This is a genomic window from Agromyces selenitireducens (assembly GCF_052748465.2).
The window spans coordinates 3,055,358-3,073,740 of the sequence record NZ_CM188259.1; the positions used below are offsets into that span (position 1 = coordinate 3,055,358).

17 protein-coding genes and 1 pseudogene are annotated in these 18,383 nt (G+C 73.1%); 8 read left to right on the forward strand and 10 right to left on the reverse strand.

The features are described 5' to 3' along the window. Positions 1-33: 33 nt before the first annotated feature. Complete coding sequence (locus ACULK4_RS14380; protein ID WP_445966252.1) at positions 34-1,023, forward strand: LacI family DNA-binding transcriptional regulator; 990 nt, start codon at positions 34-36, stop codon at positions 1,021-1,023. Between the two features lie 60 nt (positions 1,024-1,083). Here ACULK4_RS14380 and ACULK4_RS14385 read toward each other — a convergent pair whose 3' ends face one another. Continuing rightward, complete coding sequence (locus tag ACULK4_RS14385; protein ID WP_445966253.1) at positions 1,084-2,127, reverse strand: zinc-dependent alcohol dehydrogenase family protein; 1,044 nt, start codon at positions 2,125-2,127, stop codon at positions 1,084-1,086. 205 nt (positions 2,128-2,332) lie between these two features. On the opposite strand from ACULK4_RS14385, the gene ACULK4_RS14390 reads away from it, so the two are divergent. The 3 genes from ACULK4_RS14390 to ACULK4_RS14400 all read left to right on the forward strand — a co-directional run bounded on the left by ACULK4_RS14390 (position 2,333) and on the right by ACULK4_RS14400 (position 5,581). After that, the gene (locus ACULK4_RS14390) at positions 2,333-3,772 is read left to right on the forward strand and encodes an MFS transporter (RefSeq protein ID WP_445966254.1); all 1,440 of its coding nucleotides are present in this window, start codon (positions 2,333-2,335) and stop codon (positions 3,770-3,772) included. Between the two features lie 120 nt (positions 3,773-3,892). Then, on the forward strand, positions 3,893-4,873 hold the full coding sequence (locus ACULK4_RS14395) for a DMT family transporter (RefSeq protein ID WP_445966255.1): 981 nt from the start codon (positions 3,893-3,895) through the stop codon (positions 4,871-4,873). Between the two features lie 9 nt (positions 4,874-4,882). After that, complete coding sequence (locus ACULK4_RS14400) at positions 4,883-5,581, forward strand: alpha/beta fold hydrolase (RefSeq protein WP_445966256.1); 699 nt, start codon at positions 4,883-4,885, stop codon at positions 5,579-5,581. Between the two features lie 20 nt (positions 5,582-5,601). Here the strand turns inward: ACULK4_RS14400 and ACULK4_RS14405 are convergent, their stop codons facing one another. The 3 genes and pseudogenes from ACULK4_RS14405 to pip all read right to left on the reverse strand — a co-directional run. Beyond that, positions 5,602-6,351, reverse strand: coding sequence for an alpha/beta hydrolase (locus tag ACULK4_RS14405; protein WP_445966257.1), 750 nt, complete (start codon positions 6,349-6,351; stop codon positions 5,602-5,604). Further along, positions 6,351-7,232 (reverse strand): KPN_02809 family neutral zinc metallopeptidase, encoded by an 882-nt coding sequence (gene ypfJ / locus ACULK4_RS14410; RefSeq protein ID WP_445966258.1) that lies wholly within the window; start codon positions 7,230-7,232, stop codon positions 6,351-6,353. Before ypfJ ends, ACULK4_RS14405 begins: the two co-directional genes overlap by 1 nt. Before the next feature lie 447 nt (positions 7,233-7,679). Continuing rightward, positions 7,680-8,627 (reverse strand): annotated as a pseudogene (gene pip / locus ACULK4_RS14415) (prolyl aminopeptidase); the annotation flags it as partial. Positions 8,628-8,751: 124 nt separating this feature from the next. Between pip and ACULK4_RS14420 the strand changes: the two are divergent. Genes ACULK4_RS14420 through ACULK4_RS14430 form a run of 3 tightly spaced genes read left to right on the forward strand, consistent with a single transcriptional unit; the run spans position 8,752 to position 10,544 of the window. Then, the gene (locus tag ACULK4_RS14420; RefSeq protein ID WP_445966259.1) at positions 8,752-9,246 is read left to right on the forward strand and encodes a DUF427 domain-containing protein; all 495 of its coding nucleotides are present in this window, start codon (positions 8,752-8,754) and stop codon (positions 9,244-9,246) included. A gap of 47 nt (positions 9,247-9,293) precedes the next feature. Further along, positions 9,294-10,307 (forward strand): malate dehydrogenase, encoded by a 1,014-nt coding sequence (locus ACULK4_RS14425; RefSeq protein WP_445966260.1) that lies wholly within the window; start codon positions 9,294-9,296, stop codon positions 10,305-10,307. Between the two features lie 39 nt (positions 10,308-10,346). Further along, on the forward strand, positions 10,347-10,544 hold the full coding sequence (locus tag ACULK4_RS14430; protein ID WP_445966261.1) for an HPP family protein: 198 nt from the start codon (positions 10,347-10,349) through the stop codon (positions 10,542-10,544). Positions 10,545-10,600: 56 nt separating this feature from the next. Here ACULK4_RS14430 and ACULK4_RS14435 read toward each other — a convergent pair whose 3' ends face one another. From ACULK4_RS14435 to recQ, 4 genes are all read right to left on the reverse strand, one after another. Then, entirely contained in the window at positions 10,601-12,721 is a 2,121-nt protein-coding gene (locus ACULK4_RS14435) for an acyl-CoA dehydrogenase family protein (RefSeq protein WP_445966262.1), read from the reverse strand. A 191-nt stretch (positions 12,722-12,912) separates the two neighbouring features. Then, entirely contained in the window at positions 12,913-13,341 is a 429-nt protein-coding gene (locus ACULK4_RS14440; protein WP_445966263.1) for a hypothetical protein, read from the reverse strand. Positions 13,342-13,433: 92 nt separating this feature from the next. Beyond that, complete coding sequence (locus tag ACULK4_RS14445; protein WP_445966264.1) at positions 13,434-13,838, reverse strand: hypothetical protein; 405 nt, start codon at positions 13,836-13,838, stop codon at positions 13,434-13,436. Positions 13,839-13,986: 148 nt separating this feature from the next. Beyond that, complete coding sequence (gene recQ / locus ACULK4_RS14450) at positions 13,987-16,032, reverse strand: DNA helicase RecQ (protein ID WP_445966265.1); 2,046 nt, start codon at positions 16,030-16,032, stop codon at positions 13,987-13,989. Between the two features lie 157 nt (positions 16,033-16,189). On the opposite strand from recQ, the gene ACULK4_RS14455 reads away from it, so the two are divergent. After that, a complete protein-coding gene (locus tag ACULK4_RS14455) occupies positions 16,190-16,891 on the forward strand; it encodes an SDR family NAD(P)-dependent oxidoreductase (protein WP_445966266.1) in 702 nt (233 codons plus the stop codon). 33 nt (positions 16,892-16,924) lie between these two features. Here ACULK4_RS14455 and ACULK4_RS14460 read toward each other — a convergent pair whose 3' ends face one another. After that, positions 16,925-17,614: a copper resistance CopC family protein gene (locus tag ACULK4_RS14460; RefSeq protein WP_445966267.1), complete on the reverse strand. Its 690-nt coding sequence runs from the start codon at positions 17,612-17,614 to the stop codon at positions 16,925-16,927. A gap of 2 nt (positions 17,615-17,616) precedes the next feature. After that, on the reverse strand, positions 17,617-18,324 hold the full coding sequence (locus ACULK4_RS14465) for a YcnI family copper-binding membrane protein (protein ID WP_445966268.1): 708 nt from the start codon (positions 18,322-18,324) through the stop codon (positions 17,617-17,619). Between the last annotated feature and the right edge of the window lie 59 nt (positions 18,325-18,383).

Below are 18,383 nucleotides of genomic sequence, written 5' to 3' on the forward strand. Positions count from 1 at the left end.
GAATAGGGTGCAGACGAGGGGTCTGGAGGTCGCGTGACCAAGGTGACGAGTGCCGATGTGGCGCGTGCGAGCGGGGTGTCGCGCACGACGGTGAGCTACGTGCTGAACTCGACGCCGGGTGCCTCCGTGTCGGATGCCACCCGGCGACGCGTGCTCGACGCCGCCGCACGGCTCGGCTACGCACCCTCGGCGGCGGCGCGCACCCTGCGGCGCGGGCGGAGCGATCTCGTGCTGTGCGTGCTCCCCGACTGGCCGGTCGGCCCCGCGGTCGAGGCGATGATCGACCGTCTCGCCGACGAGCTCGCCGAACGCGGCATGTCGGTGCTCGTCCACCACGTCCGCGGCGAGCGCCCGCTCACCGACCTGCTCCGGGCGGTCACGCCGCACACGGTCGTCGGGCTGGCGCCGTTCGATCCGGCCGACGTCCGCGCGATGCGCCAGGCCGGCATCGGCGTCGTGAGCACGTTCGACGAGGTCGCCGATGCGGGTGAGCCGACGGATGCCGCGGCGGACGACCCGCAGCGACGGATCGGCCTCGTGCAGGCCGAACGGCTCGCGGCGCGCGGCTGCCGCCGGCTCGGGTACGCGGCGACCCCCGACCCGCGCGTGGCCGCGTTCGTGGAGGGCCGGCTCGCCGGCGTGCGCGAGGCGTGCGCCGCGCTCGGCCTGGCCGCGCCGCTCGTCGTCGACGTCGGCCTCGACGGCTCCTCGGGTGCCGACGCGGTGCGCACGTGGCGGTCGGCGGGCGTCGACGGGGTCGCCGCGTACAACGACGAGGTCGCGCTCGCGGTCCTCGCGGGCACCCGTGCGGCGAGCGTGACGGTGCCCGACGCGCTCGCGGTCGTCGGGGTCGACGACATCCCGGTCGCCTCGCTCGCCTCGCCGCCGCTCACGACGGTCTGGCAGTCGCTCGACCGGCAGGCCGCCTACCTCGCGGAGTGCGTGACCGCCTCGCTCGACGGACTGCCGCAGCCGCCGAGGCCCCGGCAGGAGGTCGAGCTGGTCCCGCGCGCGTCGGCGTAGGCTCCGCGCCGCGGCATCCGTCTGCCGCGCCCCCTCGGCGCGTGCGCCGAGCGGATGCCGCTAGAGCTCGACCACGGTCATGCCCGAGCCCGCGCCGCCTGCCCGGCCCATCGCGGCGAGCGCATCGGGCACCTCGTCGAGCGTGATCGTGCGACCGACGAGCTCGATCGGCCGGAAGGCCTCCGAGGCGACGGCGCCGAGCATGTCGGGGTACTCGTGCGCGGCCATGCCGTGGCTGCCGAGGATCTCGAGCTCGCCCGCGATCACCGCGTCCATGGGCATGGCGGCGGTCGCGTCGTCGGCGAGCATGAGGCCGATCTGCACGTGCCGCCCGCGCTTCCTGAGGCTTCGGACCGAGGCGAAGGAGGTCTCCGGACTGCCGAACGCGTCGACCGACAGGTCCACTCCCCCGCCGCTGGCCTCGCGGATGCGCTCGGCCGCGCCCTCGCCGCCCCGGATCGGGATCGCGCCGAGGTCGGCCGCGGCGGCGAGGGCCGCCTCGGAGACGTCGACGCCGTAGACCCTCACGCCCGCGGCGACGGCGATCATGATCGCCGACAGGCCGACGCCGCCGCATCCGTGCACGGCGACCTGCTCGCCCGGGTGCAGCCGGCCGCGGGCGATGATCGCGCGGTAGGCGGTCGCGAAACGGCAGCCGAGGGAGGCGGCCTCGACGAACCCGAGCGAGTCGGGCAGCCGGATGAGGTTGAGCTCGGCCTCGTCGACGACGACGTACTCCGCGAACGAGCCCCAGTGCGTGAAGCCGGGCTGCTGCTGGTCGTCGCACACCTGCTCGTTGCCCGAACGGCACTCGTCGCATCGGCCGCACGCGCAGATGAAGGGCGCCGTCACCCGGTCGCCCACGCGCCATCCGCTCGCCTCGTCGATCTCGGCGCCGAGCTCGGCGATCTCGCCGGCGAACTCGTGGCCGGGCACGTGCGGGAGCGCGACGGCGTCGTCGTGGCCCATCCAGCCGTGCCAGTCGCTCCGGCACAGGCCCGTCGCGCGCACGCGGACGACGGCGCCGCGGGGCGGGCAGGCGGGCGGTTCGACGTCGACGAGCTCGGGCTCCTCGCCGAAGCCGCGGTACATGACGGCGCGCACAGGTCCTCCTCGGGGTGGTGGCCGGCCGCCGACCCGATGGCACACCGTGCGCCGGGTCGCGCGCCCCCTCGGCGATGACGTGACGGATGCCGCGGCGAGGCGACCTCCGGAATCCTATCGGGCCGTGCGGGAATAGGCCGCGGTTGGGTATGGTTCTGACTTCTACATACCCCTAGGGGGTATTGGTATCTGAATGGAGGACCCCGTGTCGAATCCCACGCGCCCCGCGCCCCGCCGGTGGCTCGGGCTGGCGCTCATCGCCACCGCGCAGTTCATCGTGATCATGGACACGTCGATCATCGGCGTGGCCCTGCCCGACATCCAGGCCGAGCTGGGCTTCACGCCCGAGTCGCTCTCCTGGGTGTTCAACGCCTACGTCATCGCCTTCGGCGGCCTGCTCCTGCTCGGCGGCCGGCTCTCCGACGTCTTCGGCGCCCGTCGCATGTTCGCCACCGGCTGGGCGACGCTCCTCGTGGGCTCGATCATGGCCGGCGCCGCCGACGGCGTCGCGATGGAGATCGCCGGACGCGTCGTCCAGGGGGCCGGCTCCGCGCTCATCGCGCCCGCCGCGCTCACCCTGCTGATGACCCTCTTCGGCGGCACCGCCGAACTGCCCAAGGCCTTCGCGGTCTACGGCGCCGCGGCCCCCATCGGCGGCACCGCCGGCGTGTTCCTCGGCGGCGTCCTCACCGAGTACGCCAGCTGGCCGTGGGTGTTCTACGTGACCGTTCCGATCGCCGCGCTCGTGCTCGTGCTCACCCCGTTCGCGCTGCCGCGCGTCGCCGGCGGCCGCGGACACGTGGACCTCGGAGGGGCAGCCACCGCCACCCTGGGACTCGCCGCCGTCGTCTACGGCGTCGTGCGCGCGCCCGAGGCCGGCTGGGGTTCGCCCGAGGTACTCGTCGCGCTCGGTGCCGGTGCGGTGCTCCTCATCGCGTTCTTCGCGATCCAGGCCCGCCGCCGCACGCCGCTGCTGCGCCTCGGGATCCTGCGCGAGCCGCAGCTCGGCGCCGCGAACCTCGCGCAGCTGCTGCTCGGTGCGGCGTGGGTTCCCATGTGGTTCTTCCTGAACCTCTACCTCCAGCAGGTGCTCGGCGCAGGAGCGTTCGCTGCCGGAGCCGCACTGCTGCCCATGACCGTGCTCATCGTGGTCGGCATGATCTTCCTGGCACCACGGCTCCAGGCGCGCTTCGGCACCCGGGCCATGGTCGTCACGGGCTTCGCGCTCCTCGCGGCCGGGCTCGGCTGGCTCGCGCTCATCCGCCCCGACGGCACCTACGCCGTCGATGTCCTCGGCGCGTCGCTCGTGGCCGCGCTCGGCATGGCGCTCGCGTTCGTGCCCTCGCTCGGCACCGCGATCGGCGCCGCGCCGATGGCCGAGACGGGCGTGGCATCCGGCCTGGTGAACACCAGCTACCAGATCGGGTCGGCGGTCGGGCTCGCTGCGCTCACCGCGGTGTCGGCGGCCGTGACCGCCGGCGCGACCGACGTCGTGTCGCTCACGGACGGCTACAGCGCCGCGTTCGTCGGCGCGGGCATCATCGCCGTCGCCGGCCTCCTCGCGGCGGCGGGCATGCTCGCCGGACGCCGCGCGGCCGGCGCGAGCGCGCCGGCGACCGCCGACACGGACGCGGTCGCCGTCTAGGCCCTGCGCCGCCCAGCCGGGCGGGGTCCGGCGCACCACCTCACCTGCGCCGGGCCCCGCCCTTCGTCATGCCCCGCAACGCCCGGGATCGAGACCACGTGATTGTGCAACAATGCCCCCATGCGCTCCGTCCTCCTGGTGCTCGCTGCGGCCGTGTGCTTCGGCACGACGGGCACGGCGCAGGCGCTCGGCCCCGAGGCCGACCCGCTCTCGCTGGGAGCGGCGCGCATCTTCATCGGCGGAGGCGCGCTCGCCGCGATCGCCCTCGCCGTGCACGTCGCCGGACGCCGGGACGACGCGACCGGGACATCCGTCGCCCCGACGTCCGGCGGCAATCCGCCCTCGCGCGTCCGGCGCCGGGCCGTCGTCCCGTTCGGCGCCTGGGTCACGGTCGCCGTCGGCGCGCTCGGCGTGCTCGCCTACCAGCCGGCGTTCTTCGCCGGCACCGCAGCCAACGGCGTCGCGGTCGGCACGGTCGTCGCGCTCGGCTCCGCGCCCGTGCTCACGGGCGCGCTCGACTGGGCGCTCCGGCGCCGCTTCCCCGGACGCGTGTGGATCGCCGCGACCGTGCTCGCGACCGCGGGTGTGGCGATCCTCGCCGCCGCCACGGGCACGGGTCCGTCCGCCGTGGACCCGCTCGGCGTCGCGGCATCCGTCGGCGCCGGGGCGTCGTACGCCGTCTACACGCTCGCGGGCAAGGCGCTGCTCGACCGCGGCTGGAGCCCATCCGGGAGCATGGGGGCCCTGTTCGGCGTCGCCGCCGTGATCAGCCTGCCCGTGCTGCTCTCATCGGACGCCGCGTGGGTCACGACGCCCGAGGGGCTCGCGATGGCGCTCTGGCTGGGCCTCGTCACCACGACCGCCGCGTACCTGCTCTTCGGTGCCGGGCTGAAGCGCCTGACGCCCGCCACGGTCTCGACGCTGACCCTCGCCGAGCCGCTGACCGCGACGCTGCTCGGGGTGCTGCTGCTGCAGGAGCAGCTGCCCGGCACGGCCGCCGCCGGCCTGCTCGTGCTCGCGTCGGGCATCGTGCTCCTCGCGATCGCCAGCAGTCGACGGATGCCACGGCGCGTGCCCGCCGATGTCGGCGGCAGCGCCTAGCCTCGCGTCATGGACGTCATCCTCATCCCCGGCTTCTGGCTCGACGCGAGCTCGTGGAACGAGGTGACCCCCGCGCTCGAGGCCGCCGGCCATCGCGTGCATCCCGTGACGCTTCCGGGGCTCGAGTCGGCCGAGGCGCCGCGGGCCGGCATCGGCCTCGCCGATCACATCGAGGCCGTCGTGCGACTCGTCGACGGGCTCGACGGCCCAGTCGCGCTCGTCGGGCATTCGGGAGGCGGCGCCGTCGCGCAGGGTGTCGCCGACCGGCGGCCCGACCGCATCGCGCGGGTCGTCTACGTCGATGCGGCGCCCATCGGCGAGGGCGACTGCATCAACGACGAACTTCACGCGAGCGGGCACGACATCCCGTTCCCCGACTGGTCCGTCTTCGAAGAGGCCGACCTCGCCGACCTCGACGACGGGCTGCGCCGGCGATTCCGCGAGCGGGCGGTGCCCCACCCGGCCGCGGCGGCGAGCGACCCCATGCGGCTCGGCGACGAGCGCCGGCTCGACGTGCCGACGACGATCGTGTGCTGCGAGTTCTCGAGCGAGACGGTCGCGGAGTGGATCGCGGCGGGCGTGCCGTTCGTGCGCGAGGTCGCCGCGCACCGCGATGTCGACTACGTCGACCTCCCGACCGGGCACTGGCCGCAGTTCACGCGGCCGGCCGAGCTCGGCCGGGTCCTCGTCGACGCCCTCCCGCGCTGACCCGCGGTCCGCCGGCAGCGTCAGGCGGAGGACTCGAGTCCGCCGAGGAACTGCGCCACCGCGTCGGCGAGCGAGGCGCGCGCCTCCTGGCGATCGATGGTGGCCGCACCGTCGCCGGGCTGCGGGCCGTAGTCTCCGAATGCCGCGTGGTTCGCGCCCTCGATGACGACCGTGACTGCGTCGTCCGGCAGGTTGCCCGACCGCGAGGCGACGTCCTCGGGCGTGCTGAGCCCGTCGTTCTCCGCGACGATCGACAACACGGCCAGGTCGGAGTCGGAGAGGTCGTCGACGCAGTAACTGCCGAACAGGATCAGCCCCACGACCTGCGGCTCGGCATCGGCCCCTGCGAGCTGGCAGGCGCGGACCCCGCCGAGCGAGTGGCCACCGACGAACCAGCGGTCGACGTCCGGCGCATCGGCGGTGAAGTCGGAGAGCGGCCGCGTGTCGAAGAACGCGAGGTTGAGCGTGGGCTCGGTGATCACGACCGTCATTCCCGTGGCCTCGGCGATGCCGGCCATCTTGTACAGGTAGGCCGAGGGCTGCACCTTCGCGCCCGGGATGAAGACCAGGCCGGAGTCGGTCGCACCGGTCGTCGGCTCGATCACGAAGGATCTCCCGGTGCCCGTGATCTCGACCCCGTTCGACCGCCACGCGTCGAGCGACGCCTCGCGATCGCCCTCGAACACGAGGCTCGCGTACACGAGGAAGCCGACGACGACGAGCACCAGGACGCCGATCACCGCGAGCACCGCGGTCCCGGCGCGTCGCATCAGAGCTGGTCCCCGCTGACGTCGAACGTGTTGCAGGCTCCGACGCCCTGCTCGAAGCCGGCCGCGAACCAGCGCACCCGCTGCTCGCTCGTGCCGTGCGAGAAGGTGTGCGGCGTCACCTGACCCTGCGTGGCCTCCTGGATGCGGTCGTCGCCGACCGCGGCCGCGGCACCGATCGCCTGTTCGTACTCGTCCGGCGAGATGGGCTGCAGGAACGGCTGACCCTCCGGGTCCTCGGTGGTCGACGCCGCGGCCGTCCACGCGCCCGCGAAGCAGTCCGCCTGCAGCTCGACTCGCACCGCGTTGGAGGTCGGACCGGTCTGGCCGTCGCGCGTCGCGTCGAGCACTCCGGCGATGTTCTGCACGTGGTGGCCCCACTCGTGCGCGACCACGTACATCTCGGCCAGCGGGCCGCCCTCGGCACCGAACCGCTGCTCGAGCTGGTCGTAGAAGCTCGTGTCGATGTAGATGGTCTGGTCCGGCGGACAGTAGAACGGTCCCGTCGCCGATGAGGCGTTGCCGCAGCCGGTCGCGACGGCCTGGTCGAACAGCACGAAGTCCTGCGGCGGCGTGTAGTCCAGCCCGATGGTCGGGCCGGCGTCCTGCCAGTAGTCCTCGAGCGACGCCGACGCGCCCTTCATCCGGCAGTCGATGCGCTCGTTCGCGTCCGCACCGGTCTGGCACTCCTCGAGCGCCGAGTCGCTCGGGGCGGGACCCGGGGCGCCGCCGCCACCGAGGACGCCCGAGAGGTCGACTCCCAGGAACTGGGCGACGAGGAAGAGCGCCAGTGCGCCGAGTCCTCCGCCGACCGCGATACCGGTGTTCCGCCCGCGTTTCGAGGCCTTGCCTCCGCTGATGTCGGAGTCCGGGTTGAACGTCATGCGACGACGTTACTCCGCGGCGCTGCGAGCAGCATCCGGCTTCCGGTCGACCGCCGGATCGGCTATGACGTCGCCGTTGCCGCTGTCGTCGTCCTCGCCGGCATCCTGTTCGTCGTCACCGTCGCCGTCGTCCTCGTCCTCGTCGTCGTCCTCGCCGGCATCCTGTTCGTCGTCACCGTCGCCGTCGTCCTCGTCCTCGTCGTCGTCCTCGTCTTTGTCGTCGTCGTCGTCATCATCGTCATCGTCATCGTCATCGTCATCGTCGTCATCGTCATCGGAGACGTCGGCGTCATCCTCGCCCTCGAGGTCGACCCGCTCCTCCTCCTCGAGGTCCTCGTCGTCGTCCTCTTCCGAGACGTCCGAGGTTCCCGACGCCTCCGGGTCCTCCGAGTCCTCCTCGGGGAAGCCTCGGAAGCCCTCCCCTGCGCCGTCGCGATCCTCCTCGACGAACCGGTCGGTCGCCGCGATGAGTGCGTCGAGGATGCCGGGCTCGTCGAAGGCATGGCCGGCGTCGTCGATGATGCGCAGCTCCGCCTCCGGCCACGCGCGGTGGAGGTCCCACGCCGTCATCATCGGGGTGCACATGTCGTACCGGCCCTGGACGATGACCGCAGGGATCGCACGGAGCCGCACGACGTCGCGGATGAGCTGCCCCTCGTCCCACCATCCGCCGTGCCGGAAGTAGTGGTTCTCGATCCGCGCGAACGCGGTGGCGTACTCGGGCGAGGTGAAGCGCGCGATCGTCTCGGCCTGCGGGAGCAGCGTGATCGTCGAGGATTCCCACCGCGACCAGGCGATCGCGGCGCGCTGGTGCACCGCCGGGTCGGGGTCGGAGAGCAGTCGCCCGTACGCCTCCATCAGGTGGGCCCGGTCGGCGAGCGGCACCGGCGCGAGGAAGTCCTCCCACAGGTCGGGGAAGATCGCCGAGGCGCCGCCCTCGTAGAACCAGTCGAGCTCCTGCCGTCGCAGTGTGAAGATGCCGCGCAGCACGAGTTCGGTGACGCGTTCGGGGTGCGTCTGGGCGTACGCGAGGGCGAGTGCGCTGCCCCACGAGCCGCCGAAGACCTGCCAGCGGTCGATGCCGAGGTGCGCCCGCAGGCGCTCCATGTCGGCGATGAGATGCCAGGTCGTGTTCGCCGACAGGTCCGCGCCGGGCTCCGACGCGTGCGGGATCGAGAAGCCGCATCCGCGCTGGTCGAACAGCACGATCCGGTACTTCGCCGGATCGAACAGCCGGCGGTGCGTCGGCGTGGTGCCGCCGCCGGGACCGCCGTGCAGGAACACCACCGGCTTGCCCTCGCGGTTGCCCGACACCTCCCAGTAGATGTGCTGGCCGTCGCCCACGTCGAGCATGCCCGTCTCGAGCGGCTCGATCTCCGGATACAGGTCCCTCATGCGTCCCCCCTGCCGCTCACGCTATCGACCGGCGGTTGCCGCGTCCGGTCGGCGCGCCGCGACGGATGCCGCGGCGGCATCCGTCATGGGCGCCCTCCCAGTATCGCGGCATACGGTGACGCCCATGAGACCGGTTCCGGAACCCGTGCGCCCCGGGCAGGAGTCCGTGTGGGACTACCCGCGCCCACCGCGAGTCGAGACCGTCGACGCACGCGTCACCATCGACCTCGGCGGCGAGCGCATCGTCGACACCCGCGACGTCGTGCGCGTGCTCGAGACGAGCCATCCGCCGGTGTACTACCTGCCGATCGCCGCGTTCGCCGAGGGCGCGCTGACGCCCGCGGCAGGTTCGTCGTTCTGCGAGTTCAAGGGCGCAGCGCGCTACCTGAGCGTGCACGGCGGCGGGCGGACGGCTGATCGCGCCGCGTGGAACTACCCGACCCCGTCGCCTGGGTTCGAGGTGCTGCGCGACCGCGTCGCCGTCTACGCCGGCCCGATGGACGCCTGCACCGTCGACGGCGAGCGCGTGACCCCGCAGCCCGGCTCGTTCTACGGCGGGTGGGTCACCTCGAACCTCACGGGCCCGTTCAAGGGCGTTCCCGGAAGCATGGGCTGGTGAGGCGCCGAGCGGATGCCGCGGCCCTGACCCCGGCGTAGGCTCCCCGTATGAGCCGCACACCGGTCACGATCACGCTCACCGGCGCGGGCGGGCAGATCGGGTACGCGCTGCTGTTCCGCATCGCATCGGGCGCGATGCTCGGACCCGACACCCCCGTCCGCCTCCGCCTGCTCGAGATCCCGCACGGGCTCCGCGCGGCCGAGGGCGCCGCGCTCGAGTTGCAGGACTCGGCGTTCCCGCTCCTCGCGAACGTCGAGGTGACCGACGATCCCGCGGTCGCATTCGACGGTGCGAACGTCGCGCTGCTCGTGGGCGCTCGCCCGCGGACCGCCGGCATGGAGCGCGGCGACCTCCTGCAGTCCAACGGCGGAATCTTCGGACCGCAGGGCCGGGCGATCAACGAGCACGCCGACGACGACGTGCGCGTCGTCGTGGTCGGCAACCCGGCGAACACGAACGCCCTCATCGCCGCGGCCAACGCGCCCGATGTGCCGAGAGACCGCTTCACGGCGCTCATGCGCCTCGACCACAACCGTGCGCTCGGTCAGCTGTCGGCGGCCGTCGACGCCCCGGTGGGCGGCATCCGCGGCGTCACGATCTGGGGGAACCACTCGGCGACCCAGTTCCCGGATGTCGCGCACGCGACCGCCGACGGCGACCCGGTACCCGCGCTGCTCGCCGCACGGATGGGCGGCGACGCGGCCGCGCGCACCTGGCTCGTGGACGAGTTCATCCCACGCGTGGCCCGGCGCGGCGCGGAGATCATCGAGGTGCGCGGCTCGTCGTCGGTCGCGTCGGCTGCCTCGGCGACGATCGACCACGTACGCGACTGGGTCCTCGGCACCGGCGAGCGGGGATGGACGAGCGCCGCCGTCTGGTCCAACGGCGAGTACGGCGTCGCCGAGGGCGTGATCTCGTCGTTCCCCGTCACCTCGGACGGCGGCGCATGGGAGGTCGTGGAGGGGCTCGACGTCGATGCGTTCGCGCGCGAGCGCATCGACGCGTCGGTCGCCGAACTCGTCGACGAGCGCGAGGCGGTCCGTTCGCTCGGCCTCGTCTGACCACGACGGGTGTCGCCGCGCGACGCCTACGCTGGTCGCATGGCCGAACGTGAACCCATGTCCCCCGCCCGACGACGCCAGCTCATCGTCGGGATCGTCGTGGGCCTGCTCGTCGGCCTGGGCGTCAGCGTCTGGACGGGCTTCTGGCTCTGGCTCGCCACGGGTGCCGCGGTCGGCCTCGCGGCCGGGGCGATCATGAAGCCGCCGGGCGAGGACGACGCCCCGCCGCGCCGCTGACCTGTCGCACGACGACGGGCCGGGCGCACTCGCGCCCGGCCCGTCTGCGGCATCCGCTACTTCTTGACCGTCTTCTCGGGAACCGGCAGGGTGCCCGCCTCGCGCTGGGCTGCGTAGTACGCGCGCGCCTCCTCCTGACGCTCCTGCTCGGCGCCCGACGCGATCGCAGCACGCAGGTGCGCCTGCTCGTAGCCGAACGCGTCGACCAGGTCGAGCGCGTACGGACGCAGGCGCTCGATCAGCCGGTCGATGTACGCGGTGACCGCCTGGGCGCGCTGCGACGACAGCCGGCCGTTGATGAGGTACCACGCGAGGTGCTGCTCGACGAGGCCGAGGCCGAACAGGTCGCGGACCCACGTGAGCACCTGGCGCGTGCCCTCGTCGTCGGTGCGGTGCAGGGCGCGCGTGAACGCCTCCCACTGCAGCAGCTCCGCGTGGGCGCGGGCGGCCTCGATGAGCTCGTTCTGGTTGCGGTTGAACGCCGCGGCCGCCTCGGCCTTCGACAGCTTGCGGGCGTCGCGCAGGCGACCGGCGATCTCGGCGATCATCGCCTCGACGCGGTCGGTGAGCAGCTCGCGCTGGGTCTCCTCGTCGCGCAGGTCGACCACGGAGCGCGCCGTCGACCCGAAGTCGGCGACGGTCTGCGCCAGGCGGCGGAGGCCCACGCCGTGCATGGCGCGATCGGCCGCCTGCGCCGCGACGTAGCGGGCCATGACGCCGACCCCGGCCTTGCGGAACTGCGCGGAGTAGTCGGTCAGCAGGCGCTTGGCCACGAGCTGGAGCAGCACGTTGTTGTCGCCCTCGAAGGTGACGTAGATGTCGAGGTCCTGGCGGAGCCCCACGAGGCGGTTCTCGGCGAGGAAGCCCGCGCCACCGCACGCCTCGCGCGCCTCCTGCAGCGTCTCGAGCGCGTGCCACGTCGACAGCGGCTTCAGGGCCGCGGCCATGGTCTCGAGGTCCTGCCGGTCGTCGTCGGTGTCCTCGCGGCCCGAGAACACCGCGTCGAACTTCACGAGGAACTCGTCGTGCGCGAAGATCTGCGCGTAGGTCGTCGCGAGCTTCGGGAGCAGGCGGCGCTGGTGGCGCTGGTAGTCGAGCAGCACCTCCTCGTCGGTGTCGCTGCCCGCGTTGAACTGGCGGCGCTGGGTGCCGTAGGTGATGGCGATGTCGAGGGCCATGGCGGATGCCGCGGTCGCGGCCCCGTCGAGCGAGACACGGCCCTGCACGAGCGTGCCGAGCATCGTGAAGAAGCGCCGGCCGGGGCTCGCGATGGGGCTCGAGTACGAGCCGTCGGCCGCGACGTCGCCGTAGCGGTTCAGGAGGTTCTCGCGCGGGACCCGGACGTTCGTGAAGTGCAGCCGGCCGTTGTCGATGCCGTTGAGGCCGCCCTTGAGACCGTCGTCCTCGCCGCCGATCCCGGGGAGGAAGTCGCCGTTGCCGTCGCGGAGCGGCACGTAGAACGCGTGCACGCCGTGGTTGACGCCCTTCGTGACGAGCTGGGCGAACACGACGGCGGCGATGCCGTGAAGGGCGGCGTTGCCGAGGTAGTCCTTCCATGCGCCGCGGAACGGCGTGTGGAGCACGAACTCCTCGGTCTCGGGGTCGTACGTCGCGGTCGTGCCGATGGAGGCCACGTCGGAGCCGTGCCCGGTCTCGGTCATCGCGAACGCGCCGGGAACCTCGAGCGACATGATGCCGGGCAGGTACTTCTCGTGGTGCGGCCTCGTGCCGAGGTGCAGGACCGCGGCGCCGAACAGGCCCCACTGCACGCCGGACTTGATCTGCAGGCTCGGGTCGGCGAGCACGAGCTCCTCGAACGCGGCGATGTTTCCGCCATGGTCGTCCGCGCCGCCGAGCTCCTTCGGGAACGCCTTCTGGATGGCACCGGACTCGACGAGCAGCTTGAGCTGACCGAGCACGCGCTCGCGGTGCTCGGCCATGGACTGGCCCTCGATGCGCTGGTACTCGGGCTGCGCTGCGCGAGCGCGCGCCTCGAGGCGGACGTCGGCCCATGTGCCCAGCAGCTGCCGGCCGAGGGCCGCGACGTCGACCACCGGCGCTGCCTGCGCGTCGATCGTGGTGTTGGCGGGCGTGGCCTCGGACGCGCGCTCCGGGGATGCCGGGCGCTCGACCTTCGGGGCGGGGGTGGTGTCGGATCGTGATGCCGTGTCGACCATCGTCGGTTCGTCCTTCGTACGTGGGTTCTGGGCCTCATCCCACGGTATGGCGGGCGCCACGAGTGCCGAAGAAGTGCGTGAGGGCCCTACAAAGCGCGTGCTGGGGCACCCGACCGTGGACTGTGGAACTATACAAAGACTCGTCGTCGAGCCCTTGGAGGATCCACAAGATGGACGCGGGACTGCGCCGGTCAGTCCGGCTGCGTCGTCGCGAGCCCGCGGAAGAACCGTGTCGCCTCCGACGACCACAGCATGAGGACGATCGCGAGCGCGATGAGTGCGCCGACGATCTCGTTCACCGCAGCCGCCGGATTGATGAATGCGGCGGAGACGGACGCCGCGATCGAGACGATCTCCACCGCCGTGACGATGGTGCGCGCGACGGGATTGCCTCGCATGAGTCCGAAGGCCAGCGCGGCCGCGATCACCGCGAGGAGGATCGAGACGGTGCCCATGACGGCGAAGGTCGTCGTGGTGGCGGGATCATCCCCGCCCGCGAGCGCCAGGACGATGAAGAACACGCCGGCGGCCAGGTCGAGCGCGGCGTTCACCCAGACGAGTGCCGCAACCACGGTGACCGACGCCGGACGGCGTACTCCGACGGGTTCCTCGTTCGACACGCTGCCTCCTCGATCGCCCCGGTGCGGCCAAGGTAGCACCCGGCATGCGCCCGGACGCGGCGGCGCGCTCGGGGCGCTCGGCGAGCGCTCCGTCAGTCCCGGAAGAAGGCGCTGGCCTTGGGCGTCCAGAGGAGGATCACGACGACGGCGGAGACGGCGAGGCCGAGCCACTCGCCGACGGGGATCCCGAGGTAGGCGACGGCCATGAACAGCGAGCCGATGATCGACAGCACCTGCAGCACCGTCACGATGAGGCGCGCGATGCCGCTGCCCTTCAGCAGTCCTCCGGCGAGCACGGCCGTGATGAGGCCGACCACGATCGAACCGACGGCTGCGGCGATCAGTCCGCCGGAGCCGCCGAAACCGGCCACGACCTCCTCGTTCGGCAGGAGGAAGAACAGGAGCACGCCGGTGACCAGGTCGATCAACCCGGCGATGAACGCGAGGACCCCGATGATCGTGATCGTCACCGGCCGGCTCCCCTGGACTGTCGACATGGCGGCTCCCCTCGGTCCGGACGGATTCACCCGCCTGTGGGGACGCTAGCAAGGCGTCCGGCGCCCCGGGGGCCGAAGGTCCCATCGGTCATGCCGCTCGTGCGGGCACCACGAATGGCGAGTTCGTGCCCGCGGCGATCCGGGCGGGTCAGCCGGCGTGCTCGCCGACGACGCGGACGAGGGCGTCGCCGTAGGCCTCGAGCTTCTTCGCACCGATGCCGGGGATGCCGTCGAGCTCGCCGACCCCGGACGGCTTCGCGACCGCGACGGCGCGGAGCGTGGCGTCGCCGAACACGATGTAGGCCGGCACGCCCTGCTCGCGCGCCTCGCCGGCGCGCCAGGCACGGAGCGCTTCGAACAGCTCCGCGTCGGCGGGCTCGAGGTCGGCGGCCGCCGGCGCGGCCGCGCGCCCCGACCGCGAGGCACGGGCGGCCCGCTCGGGCTCGACGCGGAACGCGACCGACCGGTCGCCCGCGAGGACGGCCGCCGAGGCATCCGTCAGCGTCAGCACGCCGTACTCGCCCACCGTCTGCAGGAGGCCCTGGGCGAGGAGCTGCCGGACCACGCCGCGCCACCGCTGCTCCGACACGTCGTCGCCGATCGCCCACGTCGTGAGGCGGTCGTGGCCGTACTGCTCGACGCGCGCCGTGCGCTTGCCGCGCAGGATGTCGATGAGATGCCCGGCGCCGAAGCGCTGGTTGCGCTCGCGCTGCAGGCGCACGATCGTCGACATCAGCTTCTGGGACGCCACCGTGCCGTCCCACGACTCCGGGGGCTCGAGGCACGTGTCGCAGTTGCCGCACGGTGCGCTGGCCTCACCGAAGTAGCCGAGCAGGTTCTGCCGGCGGCACTGCACGGTCTCGCACAGCGCGAGCATCGCGTCGAGGTGGGCCGACAGCCGTCGCCGGTGCGCGAGGTCGCCGGGGCTCTCGTCGATCATGCGACGCTGCTGCACGACGTCTTGCAGGCCGTAGGCGAGCCACGCCGTCGCCGGGAGGCCGTCGCGACCGGCCCGACCGGTCTCCTGGTAGTAGCCCTCGACGGACTTCGGCAGGTCGACATGCGCCACGAATCGCACGTCGGGCTTGTCGATGCCCATGCCGAACGCGATCGTCGCGACCACCACCACGCCGTCCTCCCGCAGGAAGCGCTCCTGCGTGCGGCGCCGCAGCGCCGCGTCGAGACCGGCGTGGTACGGCATCGCGTCGATCCCGTTCGCCGCGAGGAAGGATGCGAATTTCTCGGTGCTCGCGCGCGACAGCGCGTAGACGATGCCGGACACCGGGTGCCCGTCGGCGTCGCGCCCCTCGGTGCGCACGAAGTCGAGCAGCTGCCGGCGCACGTCGAGCTTCGGCGCGATGCGGTACTGGATGTTCGGCCGGTCGAAGCTCGACACGAAGTGACGCGCATCGCCCAGCGAGAGCCGATCGGTGATCTCGCGGTGCGTGGCCTCGGTGGCGGTCGCCGTGAGCGCGATGCGCGGGACGTCGGGCCAGCGCTCCGCGAGCTCGGCGAGCGCGAGGTAGTCGGGCCGGAAGTCGTGGCCCCACTGCGCCACGCAGTGCGCCTCGTCGATTGCGAACAGGGCGATCGTGCCACGCTCGAGGAACCGCTTGGTCTGCTCGGAACCGAGCCGCTCGGGTGCGACGTAGAGCAGGTCGAGCTCGCCGCCCAGGTAGGCGCGCTCGACCTCAGCCCGCTCGCCGGGCGTCTGCGACGAGTTGAGGTAGCCGGCCCGCACACCGTTCCGGACGAGCGCGTCGACCTGGTCGTGCATGAGCGCGATGAGCGGCGACACGACCACGCCGGTGCCCTCGCGCAGCAGCGAGGGGACCTGGTAGCAGAGGCTCTTGCCGCCGCCGGTCGGCATGAGCACGACCGCGTCGCCGCCCGCCGCGACGTGATCGATGATCGCGGCCTGCTCGCCGCGGAACGCGTCGTAGCCGTACACCGTGCGCAGCGCCTCGAGCGGGGAGCCGAAGCGTGCAGGGGTGGCGGCGGGCGGGGCGGACGCCCGCGGCGTCCGCTCGCCCGGACCCGGCGCGGTCGCCGGCGACGAACCGGCCCACGGCGCCCCCTCGGACGGCGGCGGCGGCGCCCACTCGTCGTCGGGCGGAACGAGCTCGTCGGGGTTCCACGCCTCATCGCCCCACGCGGGGGCGAACGCCGGCTCGGGCTCGTCGTTCCAGGTCACCCGTCGACCCTACCCGGCGCTGATGACAGCCCCTCCGGGCCCCCGACAGTGCCCGTGGGCGCCCGGGGAACGCCCGATGTGGAGGAACGGTGGGCGAGCGGTGCGAGAGTGCTGTGAACGCCCGCGCCGCGCCATCCGCTCGACCTACGCTCGCTGCATGACGCAGATCGACGGCAGCCGCGCACTCGTCATCGGCGCGACCGGCGTGCTCGGCACGCTCGTCGCAGAACGGCTCTCGTCGGGCGGCGCCCGGCTCGCGCTCACGGGGCGCGATGCCGCCCGACTCGCCGAGCGGGCCGGGCACGGCGCCGGCATCGCGGTCGACCTCACCGACGAGAACGCACCCGAGACGATCGTCCGTCGCGCGACCGAGCAGCTCGGAGGCATCGACGTGATCGTGCTCGCCGCCGGCGTGGTCGGCTTCGACTCCGTGGCGGCGACCGCCGAGCAGGACCTCGAGACCCTGTTCACGGTGAACGCGCTCGCGCCCATGCGCATCGTGTCGTCGGCCGTTCCCGCGCTGCGCGCATCGGCGGAGGCCGGACGGGAGCCGGTCGTCCTCGCGCTCACGGGGGTCGTCGCGGAGTTCCCGACCGCGGGGCTCGCCAGCTACTCGGCGTCGAAGGCGGCGCTCGCGGCGTACCTCGCCGCCGCGGGTCGCGAACTGCGACGCAGCGGCATCCGCCTGCTCGACGCTCGGCCCGGCCACACCGAGACCGGGCTCGCGGGCCGGCCGCTGTTCGGGACCGCACCGAAGTTCCCTGCCGGCCACGACCCGGCGGCGGTCGCCGACCGGCTCGTGCGCGCGATCGCCGAGGGCGAGGCCGCCCTGCCGCCGGACGCGTTCTCGGGGACGTGATCCCCCGGTCGCGCATCCGGCGCGGCCGTAGCCTCAGCGATGGCCGCGTTGGTCGAGATCGGATGCCGCGTCGGCGTCGGGCTCCGCTTCCGTGACGACGGCGCCCCCGGGACGGGGTCGTCGACGCGTGAGGACGAACGCCGCGACTCCGGCGCCGATCACCACGACGGCCGCGATCGCGATCCACGCGACATCCGCACTGGCACCGGATGCCGCGGCATCCGTACGCTCGTCGACACCGCCGACCGCGTCATCGGGTCCGGCTGCGGCGTCACCGGAGCCCGTGGCGCACACCGCGTCGGCCGAGCCCTCCGCGAGGGCCGCGCCATCGCCCGGCTCCCACAGGAACGTGTGGTCGCCCGTGATCGGGTGCCCGTCCGCCGAGACGACCCGGTACGCCACCGTGTACTCGCCGGCCGGGCCCAGTTCGGCGGCGACGCTCGCGATCGCGCCGTCGACGGTCGGGCACGCCGTCGCATAGTGCCGGCCGTCGGGGCCGACGACATCCATCGCCGTCGCACCCTCGATGTCGAGCAGCACGTCGTTGGTCTCGATCCAGACCTCGACCGGCGGCTCGGCGATCGTCGACTCCGCCGCCGGCCCTTCGTCGATCACCGTGTTGTGCGCGAAGGCGGGCGCGGCGGGGCCTGCCACCGGGAGGGCGGCCAGCGAGATCGCGAACGCCGCTCCTGCGACCGCGCGGCGCATCGTGGCGGGCGCCACCGTCAGGCCTTCCGGCCGCGACGAGCGGCGAGCGCGATGACGACGCCGACGACGCCGATCGCGAGGCCGGCGATGCCCACCACCCGGGCGAGCACGTCGACCGAGGCATCCGCGGATGAAGTCGTCTCGACGCCTGCGGTGTCGGCGGCGTCGTCGCCGTGCGCGTCGGACGCGGCCGCGCCGACCTCGATCGCGGGAGCCGGGTACTCGGGTTCGGCACCGTCCGCGGCCGACTCGCTCCAGTCGTTCTCGCCCTCGACGCAGGTCTGCAGGACCGGGAACTCGAGACGCTCGCCCTCCGTCTCCTCGGGGAGAAGCACCTGGACCTGGAACGAGTCGCGGTACCCGTCCTCGATGGGCGTGCCCGGCGTGTAGATGACCTGGCCCACGCGCTCGGTGACAGTCGCGCCGTGCGCCCCCTCGGCGGGCTCGTCCAGCTCGACCATGACCTTCTCGACCGTCCACCCCTCCTTCAGCGTGGGTGTGACCGACAGGACCGGCTCGGGGATGCCGACCGTGAAAGAGGTTGTGGGCGAGCCGTCGCAGCCGTGGCCCGAGGCGAACTCGAGCACGGCGTACGAGCCTGCGGCAGCCTCGCCGGGAGTCACGACGACGTGCGCGTGCGCGGCTACGGGACCGGCGAGCGCGAGCAGGGCGCCGGCGCCGAGGGCGGTCGCGGCGACGGTGGCGGAACGGGTGATGGAACGCATGGTCTTCTCTCGTGATGGTGCGTGCGCACGGCCGTGCTCGGCTGCAGGTGATTCGGTGC

Bases quoted from the DNA above. Each gene is read 5' to 3' on its own strand.
- ACULK4_RS14395 (WP_445966255.1), top strand. From the start codon at position 3,893: ATGCGCTCCGTCCTCCTGGTGCTCGCTGCGGCCGTGTGCTTCGGCACG.
- ACULK4_RS14400 (WP_445966256.1), top strand. From the start codon at position 4,883: ATGGACGTCATCCTCATCCCCGGCTTCTGGCTCGACGCGAGCTCGTGG.
- ACULK4_RS14405 (WP_445966257.1), bottom strand. From the start codon at position 6,351: ATGCGACGCGCCGGGACCGCGGTGCTCGCGGTGATCGGCGTCCTGGTG.
- ypfJ (WP_445966258.1), bottom strand. From the start codon at position 7,232: ATGACGTTCAACCCGGACTCCGACATCAGCGGAGGCAAGGCCTCGAAA.
- ACULK4_RS14420 (WP_445966259.1), top strand. From the start codon at position 8,752: ATGAGACCGGTTCCGGAACCCGTGCGCCCCGGGCAGGAGTCCGTGTGG.
- ACULK4_RS14425 (WP_445966260.1), top strand. From the start codon at position 9,294: ATGAGCCGCACACCGGTCACGATCACGCTCACCGGCGCGGGCGGGCAG.
- ACULK4_RS14430 (WP_445966261.1), top strand. From the start codon at position 10,347: ATGGCCGAACGTGAACCCATGTCCCCCGCCCGACGACGCCAGCTCATC.
- ACULK4_RS14435 (WP_445966262.1), bottom strand. From the start codon at position 12,721: ATGGTCGACACGGCATCACGATCCGACACCACCCCCGCCCCGAAGGTC.
- ACULK4_RS14445 (WP_445966264.1), bottom strand. From the start codon at position 13,838: ATGTCGACAGTCCAGGGGAGCCGGCCGGTGACGATCACGATCATCGGG.
- ACULK4_RS14455 (WP_445966266.1), top strand. From the start codon at position 16,190: ATGACGCAGATCGACGGCAGCCGCGCACTCGTCATCGGCGCGACCGGC.
- ACULK4_RS14465 (WP_445966268.1), bottom strand. From the start codon at position 18,324: ATGCGTTCCATCACCCGTTCCGCCACCGTCGCCGCGACCGCCCTCGGC.